18 protein-coding genes are annotated in these 18,837 nt (G+C 32.2%); 5 read left to right on the plus strand and 13 right to left on the minus strand.

Features of this window, described 5'->3' with window-relative positions; all coding sequences use genetic code 11:
- Positions 1-2 precede the first annotated feature (2 nt).
- Positions 3-1,079 (plus strand): DUF5074 domain-containing protein, encoded by a 1,077-nt coding sequence (locus HXZ74_RS03105; protein WP_180905735.1) that lies wholly within the window; start codon positions 3-5, stop codon positions 1,077-1,079.
- A 36-nt stretch (positions 1,080-1,115) separates the two neighbouring features.
- On the opposite strand, the gene HXZ74_RS03110 is transcribed toward HXZ74_RS03105, so the two are convergent.
- Positions 1,116-2,021: an EamA family transporter gene (locus HXZ74_RS03110; RefSeq protein WP_286473801.1), complete on the minus strand. Its 906-nt coding sequence runs from the start codon at positions 2,019-2,021 to the stop codon at positions 1,116-1,118.
- Between the two features lie 77 nt (positions 2,022-2,098).
- Between HXZ74_RS03110 and HXZ74_RS03115 the strand changes: the two genes are divergently transcribed.
- Positions 2,099-2,539, plus strand: a complete 441-nt coding sequence (locus HXZ74_RS03115; protein ID WP_286473803.1) for a nucleoside deaminase — start codon at positions 2,099-2,101, stop codon at positions 2,537-2,539.
- Here the strand turns inward: HXZ74_RS03115 and HXZ74_RS03120 are convergent.
- Positions 2,536-3,282 carry an alpha/beta fold hydrolase gene (locus HXZ74_RS03120; protein ID WP_286473805.1) on the minus strand — a complete coding sequence of 249 codons (747 nt, stop codon included), beginning with the start codon at positions 3,280-3,282 and terminating at the stop codon, positions 2,536-2,538. The two genes, HXZ74_RS03115 and HXZ74_RS03120, sit on opposite strands and share 4 nt — an antisense overlap.
- Positions 3,283-3,330: 48 nt before the next feature.
- On the opposite strand from HXZ74_RS03120, the gene HXZ74_RS03125 reads away from it, so the two are divergent.
- Positions 3,331-3,810 carry a hypothetical protein gene (locus HXZ74_RS03125; RefSeq protein WP_280062377.1) on the plus strand — a complete coding sequence of 160 codons (480 nt, stop codon included), beginning with the start codon at positions 3,331-3,333 and terminating at the stop codon, positions 3,808-3,810.
- Between the two features lie 27 nt (positions 3,811-3,837).
- Positions 3,838-4,422, plus strand: a complete 585-nt coding sequence (locus HXZ74_RS03130; RefSeq protein WP_180905730.1) for a hypothetical protein — start codon at positions 3,838-3,840, stop codon at positions 4,420-4,422.
- Between the two features lie 2 nt (positions 4,423-4,424).
- Here HXZ74_RS03130 and HXZ74_RS03135 read toward each other — a convergent pair whose 3' ends face one another.
- The 7 genes from HXZ74_RS03135 to dprA all read right to left on the minus strand — a co-directional run bounded on the left by HXZ74_RS03135 (position 4,425) and on the right by dprA (position 11,231).
- A complete protein-coding gene (locus HXZ74_RS03135) occupies positions 4,425-5,030 on the minus strand; it encodes a hypothetical protein (RefSeq protein ID WP_286473808.1) in 606 nt (201 codons plus the stop codon).
- Positions 5,030-5,209 carry a hypothetical protein gene (locus HXZ74_RS03140; RefSeq protein ID WP_280050645.1) on the minus strand — a complete coding sequence of 60 codons (180 nt, stop codon included), beginning with the start codon at positions 5,207-5,209 and terminating at the stop codon, positions 5,030-5,032. The genes HXZ74_RS03135 and HXZ74_RS03140 overlap by 1 nt, the downstream gene beginning before the upstream one ends.
- 67 nt (positions 5,210-5,276) lie before the next feature.
- Positions 5,277-6,428, minus strand: a complete 1,152-nt coding sequence (locus HXZ74_RS03145) for a cystathionine gamma-synthase (protein ID WP_280050646.1) — start codon at positions 6,426-6,428, stop codon at positions 5,277-5,279.
- Between the two features lie 70 nt (positions 6,429-6,498).
- Positions 6,499-7,110: a hypothetical protein gene (locus tag HXZ74_RS03150; protein WP_286473810.1), complete on the minus strand. Its 612-nt coding sequence runs from the start codon at positions 7,108-7,110 to the stop codon at positions 6,499-6,501.
- Complete coding sequence (gene recO, locus HXZ74_RS03155; RefSeq protein WP_280062179.1) at positions 7,110-7,829, minus strand: DNA repair protein RecO; 720 nt, start codon at positions 7,827-7,829, stop codon at positions 7,110-7,112. The genes HXZ74_RS03150 and recO overlap by 1 nt, the downstream gene beginning before the upstream one ends.
- On the minus strand, positions 7,829-10,075 hold the full coding sequence (porZ, locus tag HXZ74_RS03160; protein ID WP_286473813.1) for a type IX secretion system anionic LPS delivery protein PorZ: 2,247 nt from the start codon (positions 10,073-10,075) through the stop codon (positions 7,829-7,831). Before porZ ends, recO begins: the two co-directional genes overlap by 1 nt.
- Before the next feature lie 58 nt (positions 10,076-10,133).
- Complete coding sequence (dprA, locus tag HXZ74_RS03165) at positions 10,134-11,231, minus strand: DNA-processing protein DprA (RefSeq protein ID WP_280050649.1); 1,098 nt, start codon at positions 11,229-11,231, stop codon at positions 10,134-10,136.
- A gap of 89 nt (positions 11,232-11,320) precedes the next feature.
- Between dprA and HXZ74_RS03170 the strand changes: the two genes are divergently transcribed.
- Entirely contained in the window at positions 11,321-12,475 is a 1,155-nt protein-coding gene (locus HXZ74_RS03170; protein ID WP_286473815.1) for an HU domain-containing protein, read from the plus strand.
- A gap of 79 nt (positions 12,476-12,554) precedes the next feature.
- Here the strand turns inward: HXZ74_RS03170 and HXZ74_RS03175 are convergent, their stop codons facing one another.
- The 4 genes from HXZ74_RS03175 to HXZ74_RS03190 all read right to left on the minus strand — a co-directional run bounded on the left by HXZ74_RS03175 (position 12,555) and on the right by HXZ74_RS03190 (position 18,815).
- Complete coding sequence (locus HXZ74_RS03175) at positions 12,555-14,003, minus strand: TolC family protein (RefSeq protein ID WP_286473818.1); 1,449 nt, start codon at positions 14,001-14,003, stop codon at positions 12,555-12,557.
- Positions 13,996-17,163, minus strand: a complete 3,168-nt coding sequence (locus HXZ74_RS03180) for an efflux RND transporter permease subunit (protein WP_114998164.1) — start codon at positions 17,161-17,163, stop codon at positions 13,996-13,998. The genes HXZ74_RS03175 and HXZ74_RS03180 overlap by 8 nt, the downstream gene beginning before the upstream one ends.
- Before the next feature lie 18 nt (positions 17,164-17,181).
- A complete protein-coding gene (locus HXZ74_RS03185) occupies positions 17,182-18,264 on the minus strand; it encodes an efflux RND transporter periplasmic adaptor subunit (RefSeq protein WP_114998167.1) in 1,083 nt (360 codons plus the stop codon).
- Between the two features lie 155 nt (positions 18,265-18,419).
- The gene (locus tag HXZ74_RS03190; protein ID WP_180905720.1) at positions 18,420-18,815 is read right to left on the minus strand and encodes a hypothetical protein; all 396 of its coding nucleotides are present in this window, start codon (positions 18,813-18,815) and stop codon (positions 18,420-18,422) included.
- Between the last annotated feature and the right edge of the window lie 22 nt (positions 18,816-18,837).

Below are 18,837 nucleotides of genomic sequence, written 5' to 3' on the forward strand. Positions count from 1 at the left end.
CTATGACTAAATTTAAATCAATCGCACTTATAGCTTTGGCTGGAGTCTTTTTACAATCTTGTTCAAATGACGATGATGGACCAAACAATGATCCAGAAAATGGAAATTATTCGAAAGGAGTTTTTATTTTGAATGAAGGAGGTTTCAATTCAGCTAACGCAGAAATCACTTATTTTGATCCAACAAAAGATGTAAGTACAACAAATCCTATTCAAGAAATTTTCAAGACTGCGAACGCAGGTGCGCAATTGGGTTCTGTAGGACAAAGCATGTATTTCAAAGGAAACAAAGCTTATATTGTTCTTAATGTTTCTAATAAAGTAGAAGTTGTTGACAACACAACTTTCAAAAAAATTAGTACAATTCCATCATCAGATAATATGAGCAACCCTCGTTATATCGTTTCTGATGATCAATTTTTGTATATCTCAAACTGGGGAGATCCTAATGTTACGACAGACGATTTTATTGCAAAATACAAAATCAGCGATTTAACATTTGTAGAAAAATATAAAGTAGATGAAGGTCCAGAAAAAATGATTCTTGACAATAACAAACTTTATGTTGCACAAAAAGGTGGCTGGGGAACAGGTAAAACAGTTACAATTATTGACCTTAAAACAAATGATAAAAAAAGTATAAATGTTGGTGATGTTCCGACAGATTTAACAATTCAAAACGGAAATTTATTTGTGCTTTCTCAAGGTGTTAATTGGGGAACTACTACAAAAGGAAAATTGGTTCGTTATAATTTAACTTCAGAAGATAAATTAGAAATGAATTTTCCTGATGGACAACATCCTAATTTCTTAGTTGCGGAGAATAGTAAATTGTATTACATCGTTAATAATTCTGTTTATTCTATGGCTACAAATGCAACAGCTTTGCCTACAAAAGCAGATTACATAACAGGTGCTGATAGTGTATATGGTTTCTATGTAAAAGGTGATACTTTTTATGTTTTAGACGCAAAAGATTACAATTCTAATGGACGATTATTAATTCAGAATGCACAAGGAGGTCTTAAAAATCCAGCAATTACAACTGGAGTTTCACCAAATTCTGTTTACATCAAATAATATTTCCTGAAAAATCAACATAAAAAAATCTGAAGTTTAGACTTCAGATTTTTTTATGTGTTTTATTTTGAAAATTGTTTGTGAATTAAATACTACAATCGCGAGCAAAATCAAACTATAACCGATCATTTGCATTGGTGAAACAGCTTCTTTGTAATAGAAAATTGCCAAAACAAAATTCATAATTGGATTCAAATAAATTAAAATTCCAACGGTTGAAGAATCAATTCCTTTTAAAGCGAAATTGTTTAAGAACATTGGAATGATGGTGAACAAAACTACAATCATCATGATACATTGATAGAAAATTGTTTCGGTTGGAATTGGTCCTGAAAACATAAAAACCAATGGTAACATCAGAATGGCTACAATTAATAATTGTGTCATCAATAAATTGAAACTATCAAAAACATTCAAGCTTCTCTGAATGATGATATACAGGGCAAATGTACACGCAACAATCAAACTATAAACCAAGTCTACAAGATGACCTACAGAAAGAACCAAGCACGCTAAAAGACTAATACCAACTGCAATCCATTTTATTTTGGTTAAATGTTCTTTCAGAATAATAAAAGCCAAAACGGTGGTGATAATCGGACAAACCAAGTACGACAGCGACGCGGCTTGCACACTAATATGATTCATCACGATGATAAACATCAACCAATTTGTCATCAAAATCAACGATCCGCCAACAATTAAGCTTCCTAATTTTTTCTGTTTCTTTTTATCAAATGATTTGAACAAATCAAAATCAGCTTTCATCTTATTGCGTCGAAATCCAACATTAATTACCACTAAAAAGAAAACGGAAACGTACAATCTAAAAAATAGAATATCCAAAGGTGGATAACCTGCGATTGGTTTCAATCCGAAACTAAAAAATCCCCACATAAAGTAGGTTATAATGGCTGCAATGATATATTTTGATTGATTCATATAAGAGGCGTCAATTTGTACAAATGTATCGAATATCCAATTTGGAAATGATTATTTTTGCCTTAAATTTTATGGAAATGGAAAATCTTTTTACAGACGAATATTTTATGCGAATAGCCTTTAACGAAGCGGTTACAGCTTTCGAGCGAGACGAAATTCCAGTTGGAGCTGTGATTGTTTGCAACAACAAAATTATCGCGAAAGCACATAATTTAACGGAAACATTGACTGATGTGACCGCTCATGCTGAAATGCAAGCTATTACGTCTGCAGCAAATTATTTGGGTGGAAAATACTTACAAGATTGCACATTGTATGTAACCTTAGAACCTTGCGTCATGTGCGGCGGAGCATTATATTGGAGCCAAATCTCGAAAGTGGTATATGGTGCTTCGGATGAAAAACGTGGTTTTAAGGCAAAAATTGGCGAATTACATCCAAAAACTGAAATTGTTTCGGGAATTATGGAAGATGAATGCGGTCAATTGATGAAAGAATTTTTCCAACGCAAGCGTTAAATCGATTTCAATATCGATAAAACTTCGTTATAATTTTCTATAAAAGCCATGTGTCCTCCATCAAATTTATACAAATGAATATGAGGCAAATCTGGAATTAAGGTTAAAAATAATTCAGGATTAACTGTTTCATCATTCAGTCCAACAATGATATAAATTCCACCTTTAAAATCATACAAAATCGACGAACGATCTGGACGTTCTCGCATTCCTTTCAAAGCTGCACAAACGCCTTCGATTGGCGTTTTCAAAGCAATTTCTTTTACAAATTTCAACTCTTCTTTAAATTGATCACGATGATGAGCCGCAAATAAAGTTGGCATACTAAAACTTACCAACGCATTGAAATTTTTTCGAGCAGTTTCACACGCTTTCAACCGTTGATTTTTCTTCGCTTCATCATCTGGCAAAGTCGAAGAATTAATCAAAACAATGTTTTCTACACGTTCTGGAAAAAGATCAGCTAACGCACACGCTACATAACCACCCATCGAATGCCCAACAAAAGTTGCTTTCTCAAGTTTTAATTCATCCAAAACCTCAATCACTTTTTCCGCCATTTCTTCCATCGTATTTACCTGTTGCAAATTTTCAGAATTACCATGTCCAGGCAAATCTATTGTAATAATTTGTGCTTCTTTCTCAAGATTTTTTCGTAAATTATTCCAAATTAAATGACTCTCTAAGAAACCGTGTAAAAACACCAAGGGTTTACCGTTTCCTGTATTTTTGTAAAACAACATATAGTTTGGTTCAGAATTTGTAATTAACTAAGCCACAAATTTACAATAATGAAAAAATATAGACCCATTATTATCCTCTCAATAGCTATTGGTGCTATTATCATTTATTGTATGACTAGTAATCAAACAATATCAATAGGAGAAACGACCCAAAAAGTAGTCAAAAAAGATTCTTCTATGCAAGAAATTGCTTTGGCTACTCCTAAAATCATGAATAATTCTGAATTGAAATTAATTCATGGAAAAGGCGAATTTGAGATTGAAAAAGAAGCGAAAGAGCAACAAACTTTTAGTTTTAGAAATGATTCATCTTCCTCTGTTTTTATTCAAATTATTCCTCAAAATAAACTCGGGAATATCAGAATTAATCAACTTATCTCTCCAAATAACGAAAAAGATGGTCCTTTTGGACAAGAAATCAATTATGATTTAACCGAAAAAGGCTTATATCAAATCCGAATTGGCGAAAGTTTGATGCAAGGAGATCCATTTGAAGGAAAATATACCTTGAAATTGCAGTTAAAATAGTTACTTTTACAACAGAATTTTTCTGTTATGAAATGGACTTTTATAGCTTTTATTACATTGATTACGCTTTATAGTTGCGAAGATAAATCTACGCCAACCATTTATCCAAGCAAGATTGGAGTTGATTCTGCGTACAAAGATTTGGTAAAAAAAGATAAGCCAACAACAGAAGATGTAATGAAAGAAGAAGTGGTAAAAACGGCTTCTCCTCAGAAGAAAGTTGTGACAAAACCTCAACAAAAAGTTGTATCTAACGCAGATAAAATTATTCCGTTAAGTGCTAACAACACAACCGAAAATCTGGAAGTAAGTTATGCAAAAGCTAAAGCAGAACCAACTAAAATAGCAGGACAAACAAATACATTTACCTTTAATGCAGATTCTGCTAAAAAAGTTTGGATCAAAATTTCTGCGCAAGATTCTACAGCAAATATCAGAATTAATCACATCAAAGGACCTGTGGATTCTATAAAAGGTGGACCATTTGGCAAAGAAACCATCTTCGAATTACCTGCGCGTGGCGTGTATCAATTCTCGATTTCGGAAAAACCAACAAACTCAAAACCATACGCTGGGAAATATAAAGTGGAATTGAAATTATTGTGGAAATAAATCTATTTGTAGTAGATTTTGTAGTTTAAAGCATAATTACCAAATAATTCTTGTTTACGAAACCCTGAATTTCGATTATCATTGTAATGAACAAAAACATCTGATTTTTTGGACGTATTTATCAAATCAAAATAGCCATTTCCTTCAGGGCAAAAAGGATTTTCGTAAGAAGTTTCTAAACCAATAGAATAATTTTTCACCTCTGAAGGTTTCAATTTTAAATGAATAGGAAAAATATATTTTCCTTGATAATCTTTATCCACCTCAAACCATTTTTCATCAATTAAACTTTGTTTATCATCAATCGATTTCAGAATTATTGGTTTGAAATAATAATATTCGTTACAATAATTTTTCTTCTTTACTTTTGATTCAAACAAAATTTCGATTGCTACAATTTCAATTTCTTTCTCGTTTGGAAGCAATAAATTCGAAAATATTTTGAGTCCAAAACTTGTGTTATCGGTTAATCTTTCAACTTTCTTGAACTTTGGACGAAATTGTTTGTAATTAGAATAATTCATAACCTCAACTTGATTGAGATTAATCGTATCCAACTTTTGAGCAAAACTTAACGTAGAAAGTAAAAAGAGAATTAGGAATTTCATCAACTTCTTTGTTTCAAAATTTCTTTCAATTCTTTTAGCTCAGAAAGAATTTCATTGTTCTGGGCTTCTAACTCCTTTATTTGTTCAGTATTTTTAAAAACATTATCAAAACGCTTAAAAAATAATCGAATAAAAAATAAAATAAATATTAAAACTACTATTAATGCTATATTTTCCATTCTTTAAAAGTATAAAAAAACGACTCAATACTGAGTCGTTCTTAAATTATTTTTATTTTGAGAAGAATTAAATCAAGTTCAAAACTTGTTCTAAATCTTCCAATAAATCATCTATATCTTCAATACCTACAGACAAACGAATTAAATCATCTGTAATACCAATTTCAGCACGTTTTTCTGCAGGAATAGATGCATGTGTCATCGTAGCTGGGTGATTTGCTAATGATTCAACACCACCTAAAGATTCAGCTAAAGTGAAAACTTTCAAGTTTTCTAAAATTTTGAAAGCATCTTCTTTTTTCCCAGAAGTTAATGTAAACGTAACCATTCCTCCGAAATCTTTCATTTGCTTTTTCGCAATTTCGTGTTGCGGATGATTTTCCAAACCTGGATAATACGTGTGCGCAACTTTTGGATGAGCCTCTAAAAACTGAGCGATTTTCATTCCGTTTGAACAGTGACGATCCATACGAACAGCCAAAGTTTTGATTCCACGTAAAACTAAGTAAGAATCTTGTGGTCCTAAAATTCCTCCTGTTGCAAATAAATTGAAGTGAACATCTGTTGCCAATTGTTCCGAATTAACCACAATTGCTCCCGCAACTAAATCTGAGTGACCTCCTAAATATTTCGTTGCCGAATGCATCACGATATCTGCTCCCAACTCAATTGGACGTTGTAAATATGGCGACGCAAATGTATTATCTACAGCAACTAAAATATCTGCTTTTTTTGCTTTTGCAGCATCATTTACAGCTTTGATATCAACCACTTTCATCAATGGATTTGTAGGCGTTTCAACCCAAACCATTTTTGTGTTTTCATTGATTAAAGCGATAACAGCCTCAACATTTGTCATATCTACGAAATGGAATTTCAATCCAAATTTTTCATAAACACGTGTAAATAAACGGTAAGAACCTCCGTATAAATCGTCCATCGCGATGATTTCATCACCTGGTTTGAATAATTTTAACACACCGTCAATTGCTGCTAAACCAGAACCAAATGCAAAACCTGCAACTCCACCTTCGATAGATGCTAATGCGTTTTCTAAAGCAGTTCTTGTTGGATTTGCGCCACGAGAATATTCGTATCCTTTGTAATCTCCTGGTGATCTTTGTGCGAATGTTGATGTTTGGTAAATTGGAGTCATAACGGCTCCTGTTGAAGGGTCGTGTTGTTGACCTCCGTGTATCGCTTTTGTATTGAATTTCATTGTGAATGCTTTTAACTATAGCAAATATATGGAGTTTTATTTATTCTTTGTTTTAAAGATTTGTTAGAATTTATTTCGGGAGATTTTTGGATTCAATAAGAACATTCTCTACTACGTAAATATTAAAAATAGAAGGTCTAACTTTTATAATTGCATGATTTTTATTTAAATCAGCTTTTTCTAATTTTTGAAATGCATCTTTATCTAAATTTATAGACTCTTCGTTTCCTTTAAAATTAACTTTCAGCTTATAATAATCTCCACCTCTTCTATGTCTTCCTTTTTTAACTTCTAAAATTTCACAATTTTCTGTAATTATTTGATCTTTTGCTAAATCATTCACAATATGTTTCGATCCATAATAAAAAGATATTGAGAGAAAAATCGAGTAATAAATGGAAATTAAAACAATATCTTTCCAATATCCCGTTTCTACTAATTTACGTTTAAATATTGGTATATTTAATATTAAAAAAACGAAAATCAGTGAAAATATAAATAATACAATATAATACCACCATCCTACATTAAATAATATTAGTTCATCTTTCTTATAGAAGACAAATGCAATAACAAATAATACAATTGAAATGAAATTTGATGTCTTGGTAGAAACAAACTCTTTTCTTATAGTATTTTTTGCTATATCTTCCTTTTTTGATTTTTTACTCTTTCTTCCCATTAACTAAACATTTCATGTAAAACTTGAAGTGATTTTGGCTTTTTGAAATTATTGGTGTGAATTTGATAATACTTTACTAAAATTTCTAATAAGAGAGATCGTTGTGATTGATTGAATATATTTTTTGAATCTTCGGAAAAATGTAATTCTAACAATTTTTTGAACAAAAAAGTTTCATCTGCTTTCAACATATTGATGGATGAATTTGAATTGGTAAAAAATCCATTTTCTAAATCGAATAGATTTCCGTCAATTTCTAAATTTGGATAAAATCCAAGAAAATGAGATAATTGAATCAAGAATATCAAATGAAAATCTGCAAAATCGTCTTTCTTTTGATCAAATTCTTTTAGCGAATGTTCGATGTAAAAATATAATTCAGGATTTTCTGACTCTTCTTTCAGAACTAAATTTAAGATCTCAGCCAAGAAAAAAACAATCGCAGATTTTATAGGATGAAAATGCAACGATTCATAATAATGTGATGTTTGTGCTGATTTTAAGAAAACCAATTGTTGTTCATTTGATTTCGGTTGAAAGCTCAAATCTATTTCTGCTAGCGGAAAATACAACGAAGTATTTCGCTTTTTTTTGGAGAAAACTCCTTTTGCTATAAATGATTTTAAGCCAAAATCTTGTGTATAACAACGAATAATTAAACTCGTGTCACCATATTTTAAGCTCGAAAGTACAATGGCTTTGGTTTCTAAAATTTTCATTAACGGACAACTGCAATTTTCAATGTTTTGGTTTCTGTACCATCTGCATTTGTCATCAAAACTAAGTAAATTCCAGAAGCTACTGGCTTTCCTTTTGCATTATTTGTATTCCATTCAACAATTCCTCCTTCGGCTTTTTTCTCAAAAAGTAAATTTCCAACAATATCTGTAATCTTAACCAACGCACGATTTGGAAGATTTTTTATCGTAACATTCCCTTTATATTCTGGTCGATAAGGATTTGGATACGCAATTGCATTGTTAAAATTATTCGCTTCTGTCGACACATCTCCATTATACGAAACCACACCTTTTTCTGTTGCAAAAAATACTTTCCCTGTCGATTCGTCTATGGAAACATCGTACACAATATCCGAAGGTAAAGGTGAGTTCTTAGAAGTAAAATGCAATTTCGTCGACTCTCCACTATCCGAAACATAATAAACGCCCGCTCCATTAGTAGCAATCCATTTATTGTTTGCATTATCCACTTTTATCGCATAAATCCCAACATCTGTTAACAACGCCTCTGGAATTCCATCTTGAATAATCACAATTGGTTCTGCGACAATATTATTAGAACTTACAGCATTATCAGCTCCGTACAAAACGACTAAACCTTGTTCTGTCCCAATCCATAAATTATTTGATTTGTCATTTGCAACAGTCAGAACATTATTAATTGGTAGCTTATTTGAAGTTGTCATTGTTGTTACAATTTCATATTTTTTGTCTAAAACTGTAACCCCACCTCCTTGTCTACCGCTTGCATAATAGGTATAAACATCAGAAAAATCAGGAGAAAGTGCTACAATAGCAGAAGTTTTATCAACATTATTACTTTTCCACGTACCATTTTTACTTCTCTCTACATAATATGCTGAATTATAATCCGGGCTTTTTCCATCAGGATATGAAGCGCCTATATGTAAGTTTCCTAATTTATCATACGCTAATCCAGAAATTCTTGAACTTGGAAACTGATTATTAATAATTTTCTTAGGCATTAAATCTGCATCAAATTCTAATAAATCTGTTCGTCCATTTTTATCACGTCCATATTTATTAAATGATGAAACTATAAATGTATTATTGTCTTTATCTGGATGAGCAGCGATTCTTAAAATATCTTTAATATCAAAAATTTCTTTTGAGCGAAAGTTGTTCCATCTTTTAGTGTCATAATAAAAGAATCCATCACTATTTTCTAATACATTTGAATAACTCTCTGTTCCTCCTGGTGCAATCCATACTTTGCCATTTTTTGTTGTAACCGACCAAGCTTTATTGTTAAATGGTCCATCGGGATAAAATTCTTCAAGATTAGATAAATTAATAATTCCATGATTTACTGAACCTCCATAAACTTCATCACCAATAGAAATAGCAGTATTAAAATTAATTTCAGATTTAGAATAATCACCACTTCCTAAAACAGATATCTGATTATTTTGAGTAATGATTAATTTTTCATTTGATAATTTTAAATCTTCAATAAAATTAAAAGCTTCAGAAACAGGAGTTCCAGAAATTGTTTTTAATTCATTTTCTACTGAATAATAAATCTCTTTTTCAAACAATTCTATATTTGAAACATTTTGATTCAAATTTTGAACAGTCCACAAATTAATATTTGGATTATTTAATTTCTTTGAAGTTAATTCACTTGAAAAAATCCCTTTTGATGTAGCAATATAAAGTTTGTTATTTAAAATTGTTGCATCATTTACAACTATATTTAAAATCGTTACATCATCTATTTTTGCAGAATTTGTGCGCGTTGTTTCTTTAAATTCTTCCTCTTTTAGATCATAAGAAACAATTCCAAAAGCTCCAGAAATAAACGCAATTCCATCGTTTATAAAAATATGATTGACTTTTTTATCTCCCGAAAAACCATTCCATTTGATATCCAAAACCATTGTCGATTCTCCAGATTTCAATAAATCTAAACCTCCATTTTCATAACCAACTAAAAACGAATCAGAATCTTTGTCATAAGCCATTGCAGAAACCCCAACATTGTTCAAGAAATTGGTTTTATTTAGCTTAATCCAATCACTTGTTGGATTTTGAGGATTGAACAAGAAAATTCCGTTTTCAGTTCCACAATAAATCACACCATTTACTTCTTCCAACAATTTCACATTATTGTAAGAAAAAAGATCAGTCCAACGCACTTTATCATTTTGAGCGTTTAAACTTGTGAAAATCATGGTGATGAAAATGAACAATTTTGTCTTCATAATGCACAAAAATACTGTAATTTATAACAAAATAACTTGCTAAAAATTGTATTGCTTGTTACAATAAATCATAAAATTTGCCTGGAAGTGTCGAAATTATTTGCTTTAATTCCAAATCTAATAAGGTTGGCATCAATTCATAGGATTTCAAATTTAGGTCAAAAGACATTTTATCAATATGTTGTTTTCCATTCGTTTTGAGATAATTTACAATTAAATTTTCATCATCAGAAAACTCAATAAACAAATCTATTTGCTTTGGTTTCTTCTTCGAATTGAAGTTAAAATAATCAATAATATCTTTCGAATTTTCGACCAAATAAGCCTGATGAGATTTTATCAAATAATTGCACCCAATACTCAACGCATCGGTTGATTTTCCTGGCAAAGCAAACACTTCACGATTATATTCATTTGCAAATTTTGCAGTCACCAAACTTCCACCTTTAAAAGCAGATTCTACCACAATTGTAATATCTGATAAGCCTGCAATAATCCGATTTCGTTGCAAAAAAGCTTCGGGAACGACCGCTTTAAAACTAGGTTGTTCTGTAATCCAACCACCTTTTTGTAACATCTCAACAGCAACTTTTTTATGAGCAGCAGGATAAATTCGTTCAAAATTTGTTCCCATTACCGACCACGTTGCAACATTATTTTTGAGCGCATTTGTATGCGCTTCTATATCGCAACCATACGCTAATCCACTTACAATCGTCACATCAAAATCTGCTAAACCTTCGATTAATTCAGTAATAAAATTTCGTCCATAATTAGTCATTTTTCGAGTGCCAACAATCGAAATCTTTTTATTATTGAATTGATTAAATTCTAAATTTCCTTTGCAAAAAATCACCAAAGGTGCATCAATACATTCTTTTAACAATTGTGGATAAGCTTCATCATAAAAAGTTAAAATATTGATTTGATTATTTTTACAATATTCTATTTCGTTAAAAGCTAAATCTAACCATTTTTTATTTCCAAAATCTTTGCTTATTTGTTGTCCAATTCCCGAAATTTGCATCAAATCTTTTGGTTTACAATTCCAAGCAGCCTCTGCCGAACCAAAAAATTGAATAATTTTTCGAGCTGTGATATCGCCAATTCCTTTCTGAAAAGAAAGTGCTAAAATATATGGTAAATCGGTTTGCATTTTGTTAAATTATTAATATTAAACCAACTAAGAATAATTTTAAGTATTTATTTTTTTGCTAAATCTAAAAAAAATGTTAATTTCGTAGTATGAGGTTAGAAGAGCATATTAGTCAATTATTATTTCAGCACGATTGTGTAATCGTTCCAAACTTTGGTGCGTTTATCTCAAACACTGCTAATGTGGCGTTTGACGAGCAAACAAACACATTTATTCCGCCAAGAAAAGAGCTTTCTTTCAATACAACTTTAACAAAAAGTGATGGTGTTTTGGTGAATAAAATTGTAGAAGATGAGCCAATGTCTTTTGAAAATGCGCAAACATTTTTGAATGAACAAGTTTATTTTTGGCAAGAACATTTGAAAAATGGAAAAGTTTTAACCTTACAAAATATCGGATCATTACAATTTAATGACGCTGGAAAAATTGACTTCAAACCAGAAAATGCTCAAAATTATTTCATCGCCGCTTACGGTCTTTCAAATTTACAAGCCAATTACATTTTAGATTCGTCTAAAACTAAAACCTCTAACAAACACATGTCAAAATTTTTAGCCGCAGCCTCATTAATTCCCATTATTGTTGGTGGCTTCCTATATTTTAATACGCCGCAACCCGTGCAAGAATTCGTAACGGAGCAATGGAGCGGTTTGGTTTTACCAATGATTGGTAAAGATGACGCAACAAAAACTGAAAAGCCTACAGTGCAATACGATGTGTATAATATGCCACAAACGATTGCTGAACCTTCTTTGGTTGAATATCAAATTGCTGAAACCGTAACGAAAACAGATACAATTGAAACGCCTAAAAAAGTTGAAATTACAGTTGTAAAGGAAACAAAACTGAATGAGACTGAAAAGGAGATTACGGCAATTGTAAAGGAAAAACCTTCGACAAAAGAAGTTGTAAAAACAGAAACAAAAAAATTAACGAAAGTTGAAGCTCCTAAAACAGCTGAAAAGAAAGTTGAGGACAAAAAAGAAATTACAACTAAAACAACTGCAAAATCTAGCAATAAAAAATATCAAGTAATTGCGGCTTCGCTAAAACGTCAAGAAGATGCTGATCGTTTGGTTGGAGAATTGAAAAAACAAGGTTACAAAGATGCTGGAATTTCTTATGTAAAAGGTCGCTATTATTATGTTACATATAACAGTTTTAATAACATAGAAGAAGCACAAAAATATATGAATGATGTGAATAAAAAGTCTCCTGGAACTTGGGTTAGAACTGAAAATTAATTTATCATTTCAATACAATATAAATCGAAATAAGCTGCCCAAAAGGCAGCTTATTTCTTTGTTAGAATGAATATGAAAACTACTTCCAGCCTCCGCCTAAACTTTTGTAAATAGCGACAACTGTACTTAATTGTTTTTCTTTTGTTTCGATTAATTCCATTTTTGCATCCAATAAATCACGTTGAGTTGTTAACACTTCCAAATAATCTGCACGATTATTTTTGAACAATTGATTCGCAATATCAATAGATTCTACAAGTGCTTTCGCTTGTTTGTCTTTGTAAGAATAACTTTGTTCTAAATTATTAATCTTCGACATTTGATTTGACACTTCTAAATAAGCATTTAAAATTGTTTTATCATATTCGTACAACGCTTGTATTTGATGAGCATTTGCTGTATTAAACTCCGCTTTTATCGCACTTTTATTAATTAAAGGCGCAGCTAATTCTCCTGCCAATGAGTATAGAATTGACTCTGGCATTTTTACCAAATAAGAAGGTTTGAAAGCATTTAGTCCTAAAGCCGCAGAAATATTAAGTGACGGATAAAATTCTGCACGAGCTACTTTTACATCCAATGCAGAAGCTTTCAATTCTAACTCTGCTTGTTTGATATCAGGACGATTTGATAATAATTCAGACGGAATTCCTGCATGCATTGTTTGCGGAATCAAATCCATAAAAGACGAACCATCACGTTTTATCGTCTGCGGATATCTTCCCAATAATGCATTAATTCTATTCTCAGTTTCTGTAATATCTTGTTTAATATTAAACTCTTCACTTTCAGATTTTAATAATTCTGCTTCAAATTTTTTCACCGCTAATTCAGTTTCACGCGCTGCTTCTTTCTGAATTTTCACCACACGCAGTGATTCTTTTTGCAACTCAATATTTCGATGAATTAAATCTAATTGGCCGTCCAAAGACAATAATTCATAATAAGACGAAGCGATTTCAGAAATCAAATTTGTCAAAACAAAATTCTTTCCTTCCACCGTTGATAAATATCGCGCAATCGAAGCGTCTTTCGAATTACGTAATTTTTTCCAAATATCAACTTCCCAATCAGCACTCAACCCAATCGCATAATCCATCAAAGGATCAGGCATTTCTTTCCCAGGTTTTATCTCAGTCGAGGCATCACCAGCACCTTGACTTGTGTAACGACCAACTTTCTCCACACCAACTCCAGCAGTTGCAGCTACCGTAGGAGATAATTTTCCGTTTTTGTACAACACTTCATTTTTAGAAATCTCAATTTCTTGAAGTGTGATCATCAATTCTTGGTTATTTTTTAACGCTTCTTCAATCAAAACAACCAAATTTGGATCAGTAAAAAATTGCTTCCAAGGCGTTAATCCAGAACTTGGTGCATCATCATTTTGCACATTTTCATAAGCTTCTGGAATTTTTGGTGCTTGATGATTTTCTATCTCTTTGCTTACCGCAGGAGCTTTACAGCTCCAAATCATTGTTCCAAAAAGACTTATTGCAATTATATTTTTTAAACTATTTTTATTCATCTTCCGTGATTTCTTCTGTTAAAGGATTCTCATCTTCGTATTTCACCAATTGCATTTTATCCGCCAAGGCGCCAAACGCAACATATAAACCGGGCACAATAAACAACCCGAAAATAGTTCCGAACAACATTCCGCCCGCAGCAGCAGTACCAATTGTTCTATTTCCTACTGCTCCCGGACCAGAAGCAATAACCAACGGAATAAGACCTGCAATAAACGCAAATGATGTCATCAAAATTGGACGGAAACGAACACCTGCACCTTCAATCGCTGATTTTACAATTGATAAACCTTCGTTATGTTTCTGCACAGCAAACTCAATAATCAACACCGCATTTTTACCGAGAAGTCCAATCAACATCACCATTGCAACTTGTGCATAAATATTATTTTCTAATCCTAATAATTTCAAGAAGAAAAATGCTCCGAAAATCCCTGTTGGTAATGAAATAATAACCGGTAAAGGCAAAATAAAACTTTCGTACTGCGCTGATAAAATCATGTAAACGAAAATTAAACAGATGGCGAAAATAATCACCGCTTCATTTCCACGAGAAACCTCATCCTTAGAAATTCCAGCCCAATCAATTCCAAAACCACGAGGCAATGTATTTTTAGCAACTTCATTAATCGCTGCAATCGCTTGTCCACTACTATAACCCGGTGCTGGCGTTCCACTAATTTCTGCTGCATTATACATATTGTGACGCGTAATTTCTGATAATCCATACACTTTTTCAATTTTCATGAAAGCTGAATACGGAACCATTTCACCTTGATCATTTTTTACATATAATTTCAATAAATCCTCTGGTAATGCACGATATTCTGGAGAAGCTTGTACCATCACTTTATAAGGTCGGTCAAATTTGATGAAACTTGTTTCATAATTAGAACCAACTAATGTTGATAAATTATCCATCGCATTTTCGATCGAAACTCCTTTTTGTTCGGCAATATCATTGTCAATTTTCAAGACATATTGAGGAAACGAAGCACTATAAAATGTAAATACAGAACTCAATTCTGGACGACGAGTTAATTCTTTTACAAAATCACGACTCACTTCTTCCATTTTATGATAATCTCCACTACCCGCTTTATCTAACAATCTCAACTCGAAACCTCCTGCAGCACCATATCCAGGAACAGATGGTGGTTGAAAATATTCGATATTCGCACCATTTATATTCCCAGCTTTTTCTTCTAATTCTTTGATGATTTCTTCCGCAGATTTAGAACGTTCGTCCCAACTTTTCAAGTTAATCAAACAAGTTCCAGAGTTTGCTCCGGTTCCTTCTGTCAAAATCTCATAACCTGCCAATGACGAAACTGATGAAACGCCATCAATTCCTTCCGCAATTTTTTGTAATTTTTGAGAAACTTCATTCGTTCTTTCTAACGTAGAACCTGGAGGTGTTTGAATAATCGCATAAAACATTCCTTGATCTTCGTTTGGAATAAATCCAGAAGGCAAACTATTATTCAAAAAGAAAACTCCAGCACAAAATGCTAATAAAATTCCGAATGTAACAGTGCGTTTGTTAACTGTTTTGGTTAAAACTTTTTCATATTTAAAAGATCCTTTGTTAAACAAATTATTAAACTTCAACAAAAATTTATTTAACATTGTTTTCTTTCTTGGTTGATCATGATTATTTTTCAAAATCATTGCACACAAAGCTGGTGTAAGCGTTAAGGCAACAATACCTGATAAAATAATTGATGTCGCCATCGTAATCGAAAATTGACGATAAAAAATACCAACAGGTCCAGACATAAACGCAACTGGAATAAACACGGCTGCCATTACAAATGTAATTGCGATAATTGCTCCACTAATTTCGCGCATCGCTTCTTCCGTCGCTCGTAAAGGCGAGAGATTTTTCTCTTCCATCTTGGCGTGAACCGCCTCTATCACCACAATCGCATCATCGACGACGACTCCAATCGCCATAACTAAAGCAAAAAGGGAAATCAAGTTTAATGTAATTCCAAAGAAACTCATCAACGCAAAAGTTCCGACCAAAGAAACAGGAACCGCTAACGCAGGAATCAATGTAGAACGCCAATCTCCTAAGAATAAAAACACCACAATACCAACTAAAACGAAAGCTTCAAAAAGTGTGTGTACCACTTTTTCCATCGAAGCATCTAAGAATTTTGAAACGTCATATGAAATCTCGTAATCCATTCCTTTTGGCAAATTATTTTCTTTCAAATCTGCCATTAATGCTTTGATGTTTTTGATGACTTCACTGGCATTACTTCCATACGATTGTTTTATCACAATTGCGGCAGAAGGTTTTCCGTTCAATGTTGAGTAAATGTCATACATCGAACTTCCGAATTCTATATTAGCAACATCTTTTAAACGCAATATTTCTCCATCAGGATTTGCTCTTAAAATGATATTTCCATATTGTTCTTTTGTGTTATATCGACCTGAATATTTTAACACATATTCAAAAGCTTCTGAACGTTTTCCAGAACTTTCTCCAGTTTTACCAGGCGAAGCTTCAATACTTTGTTCATCCAATGCTTTCATCACATCATCCGCAGAAATATTATACGCTTGCATACGATCTGGTTTCAACCATACACGCATCGCATATTCTCTGTTTCCTAAAATATCTGCATCTCCAACTCCATTAATACGTTTTAACTCAGATAAAATATTGATATCTGCATAATTATATAAAAATTGTTGATCAGCTTTTGGATCATTACTGTACAAGTTAATGTACATCAACATGTTTGATTCTTCGCGTGTGATTTTCACACCTTCGCGAACTACCAAAGGCGGAAGTTTATTTACAACTGAAGAAACTCGGTTTTGCACATTTACAGCTGCAATATTGGGATCAGTTCCTAAATCAAATATCACTTGAATAGACGCTTCACCGTCATTACCAGCATCAGATGTAATATATTTCATTCCAGGAACACCATTTAGCGCACGTTCTAATGGAATTACAACCGACTTGATCAATAATTCGTTATTCGCACCGGGATATTCCGCTGTAATATTCACCTTTGGAGGCGAAATTGATGGGAATTGCGTTACAGGTAATTTGACTAATGATAGAATTCCTAAAAAAACTATAATCAACGAAATGACAATCGAAAGAACGGGTCTTCGAATAAATTTATCAAACATAACTTTGATTTTTTTAGATTAGTTTGATTTTAATTTTAACGATGAAAGAACTTTTCTAGGTGCAATAAATTTCGTTTTGATTTTATCATCATCTTTCACTTTCTGAACACCCTCTAACAAAATATTATCTTTCTCCGAAAGTCCGCTTTCTACCACATAAACATCAGGCATTTCTAAACCAATCGTGATATTTCTTGATTTCACAACACCATTTTTATCGACTACAAAAACATAGGTTTTATCTTGAATTTCGTAAGTTGCTTTTTGTGGAATTAATAAAGCATCATGTAACGGAACCGTCATTTTTACTTTCCCCGTTTCACCATTTCTCAACAAATGATTTGGATTTGCAAAACGTGCACGAAACGCAATATTTCCTGTTTCGTTGTTAAACTCTCCTTCTATCGTTTCTACCAAACCTTTTTCTGGTAAAGGTTTATTATTTGCCATAATCAACGAAACTTGTTTACTCGCTCTATCTTGACTATTTGTTTGATAATCTAAATATTCTGGCTCAGAAACGTTGAAATAAGCAAACATTGATGAGTTATCAGACAAATTTGTTAATAACATTCCTTCATCAATCAAGCTTCCCAATTTCATAGGAATTCTATCAATAACTCCAGAAAATGGCGCACGAATATCTGTAAATGATAAATGTAATTGAGCCAATTGCATTTCTGCTTTCGATTTTTCTAATCGTGCTTGCGCAATAGCTTTTTCGTTCTTAGAAACGACATTGTTATCAGCCAAAGTTGCTGAATTTTGCAACTCAATTTGCGCCTCTTTTACCTCAGCTTTTGATTTCAAATATTCGGCTTGATACATCGAAGGCATAATGCGAAACAACAATTGACCAGCTTGTACATGTTGACCTTCATCCACAAAAACTTTTTGTAAATAACCTTTTTCTTGCGCACGAATTTCGATGTTTCGTACCGACTGAATTTGGGCAACATAATCCTTATCTACAATCGTATCCATTTTGATTGGCGTTGTGATTGGATAATCTTTCACTTCTTCTTTTTCCTGTTTTTTTGATGAACAACTTGTTGTCAACAATACAGTACTCAGAGCAACAAATAATGCGACTCTTTTCATAATTCTTCTAACTATTAAATGTAAAATTTGATTAAATGGATTTCTTGGCAGAAGTAGTTTTACCAAAAAATATTACATACAAAAATTGGCTAACATTCAGCTATTCATGGACTGAACACTAATTTTTAGTGTAATTATTAAATTTAAGAAATCAATCAAATTCTAATTGTACGTAACAAAATGTACTTACAACTCGAAAATTTGATGGTTTTATTGTAGAAGATGTGTTTCTTTCTTAAACCTTGAATTATAAAGTTTAAAACCAGAACGACACTTAATAGTTTGATACAAGTTTCTAAATCGATTTTGTTTGATGTCTGAAAATCATCATCAATCGTTTCGATACTTGGATTAAATTCTTGAAATTGATTTGAATTTGAAGTTTTAGAAAATTTCGTCTCAACAATTTTACTTGCGTGATAAATATGTGTATTATCATTAACAACCGTCTGTGAAGTTAAATTTCCTTGAAAATGTTGAGTACCCGCAAACACTTTAGTTTCCGCAAAAAATAGCAGAAACAAAGCAGATAGCAAGTATGTGATAAACATTTTCATAATTCTGTTCAAATGT

This window comes from Empedobacter sp. R750, from assembly GCF_030324345.1.
GTDB classification, from domain to species: domain Bacteria; phylum Bacteroidota; class Bacteroidia; order Flavobacteriales; family Weeksellaceae; genus Empedobacter; species Empedobacter falsenii_C.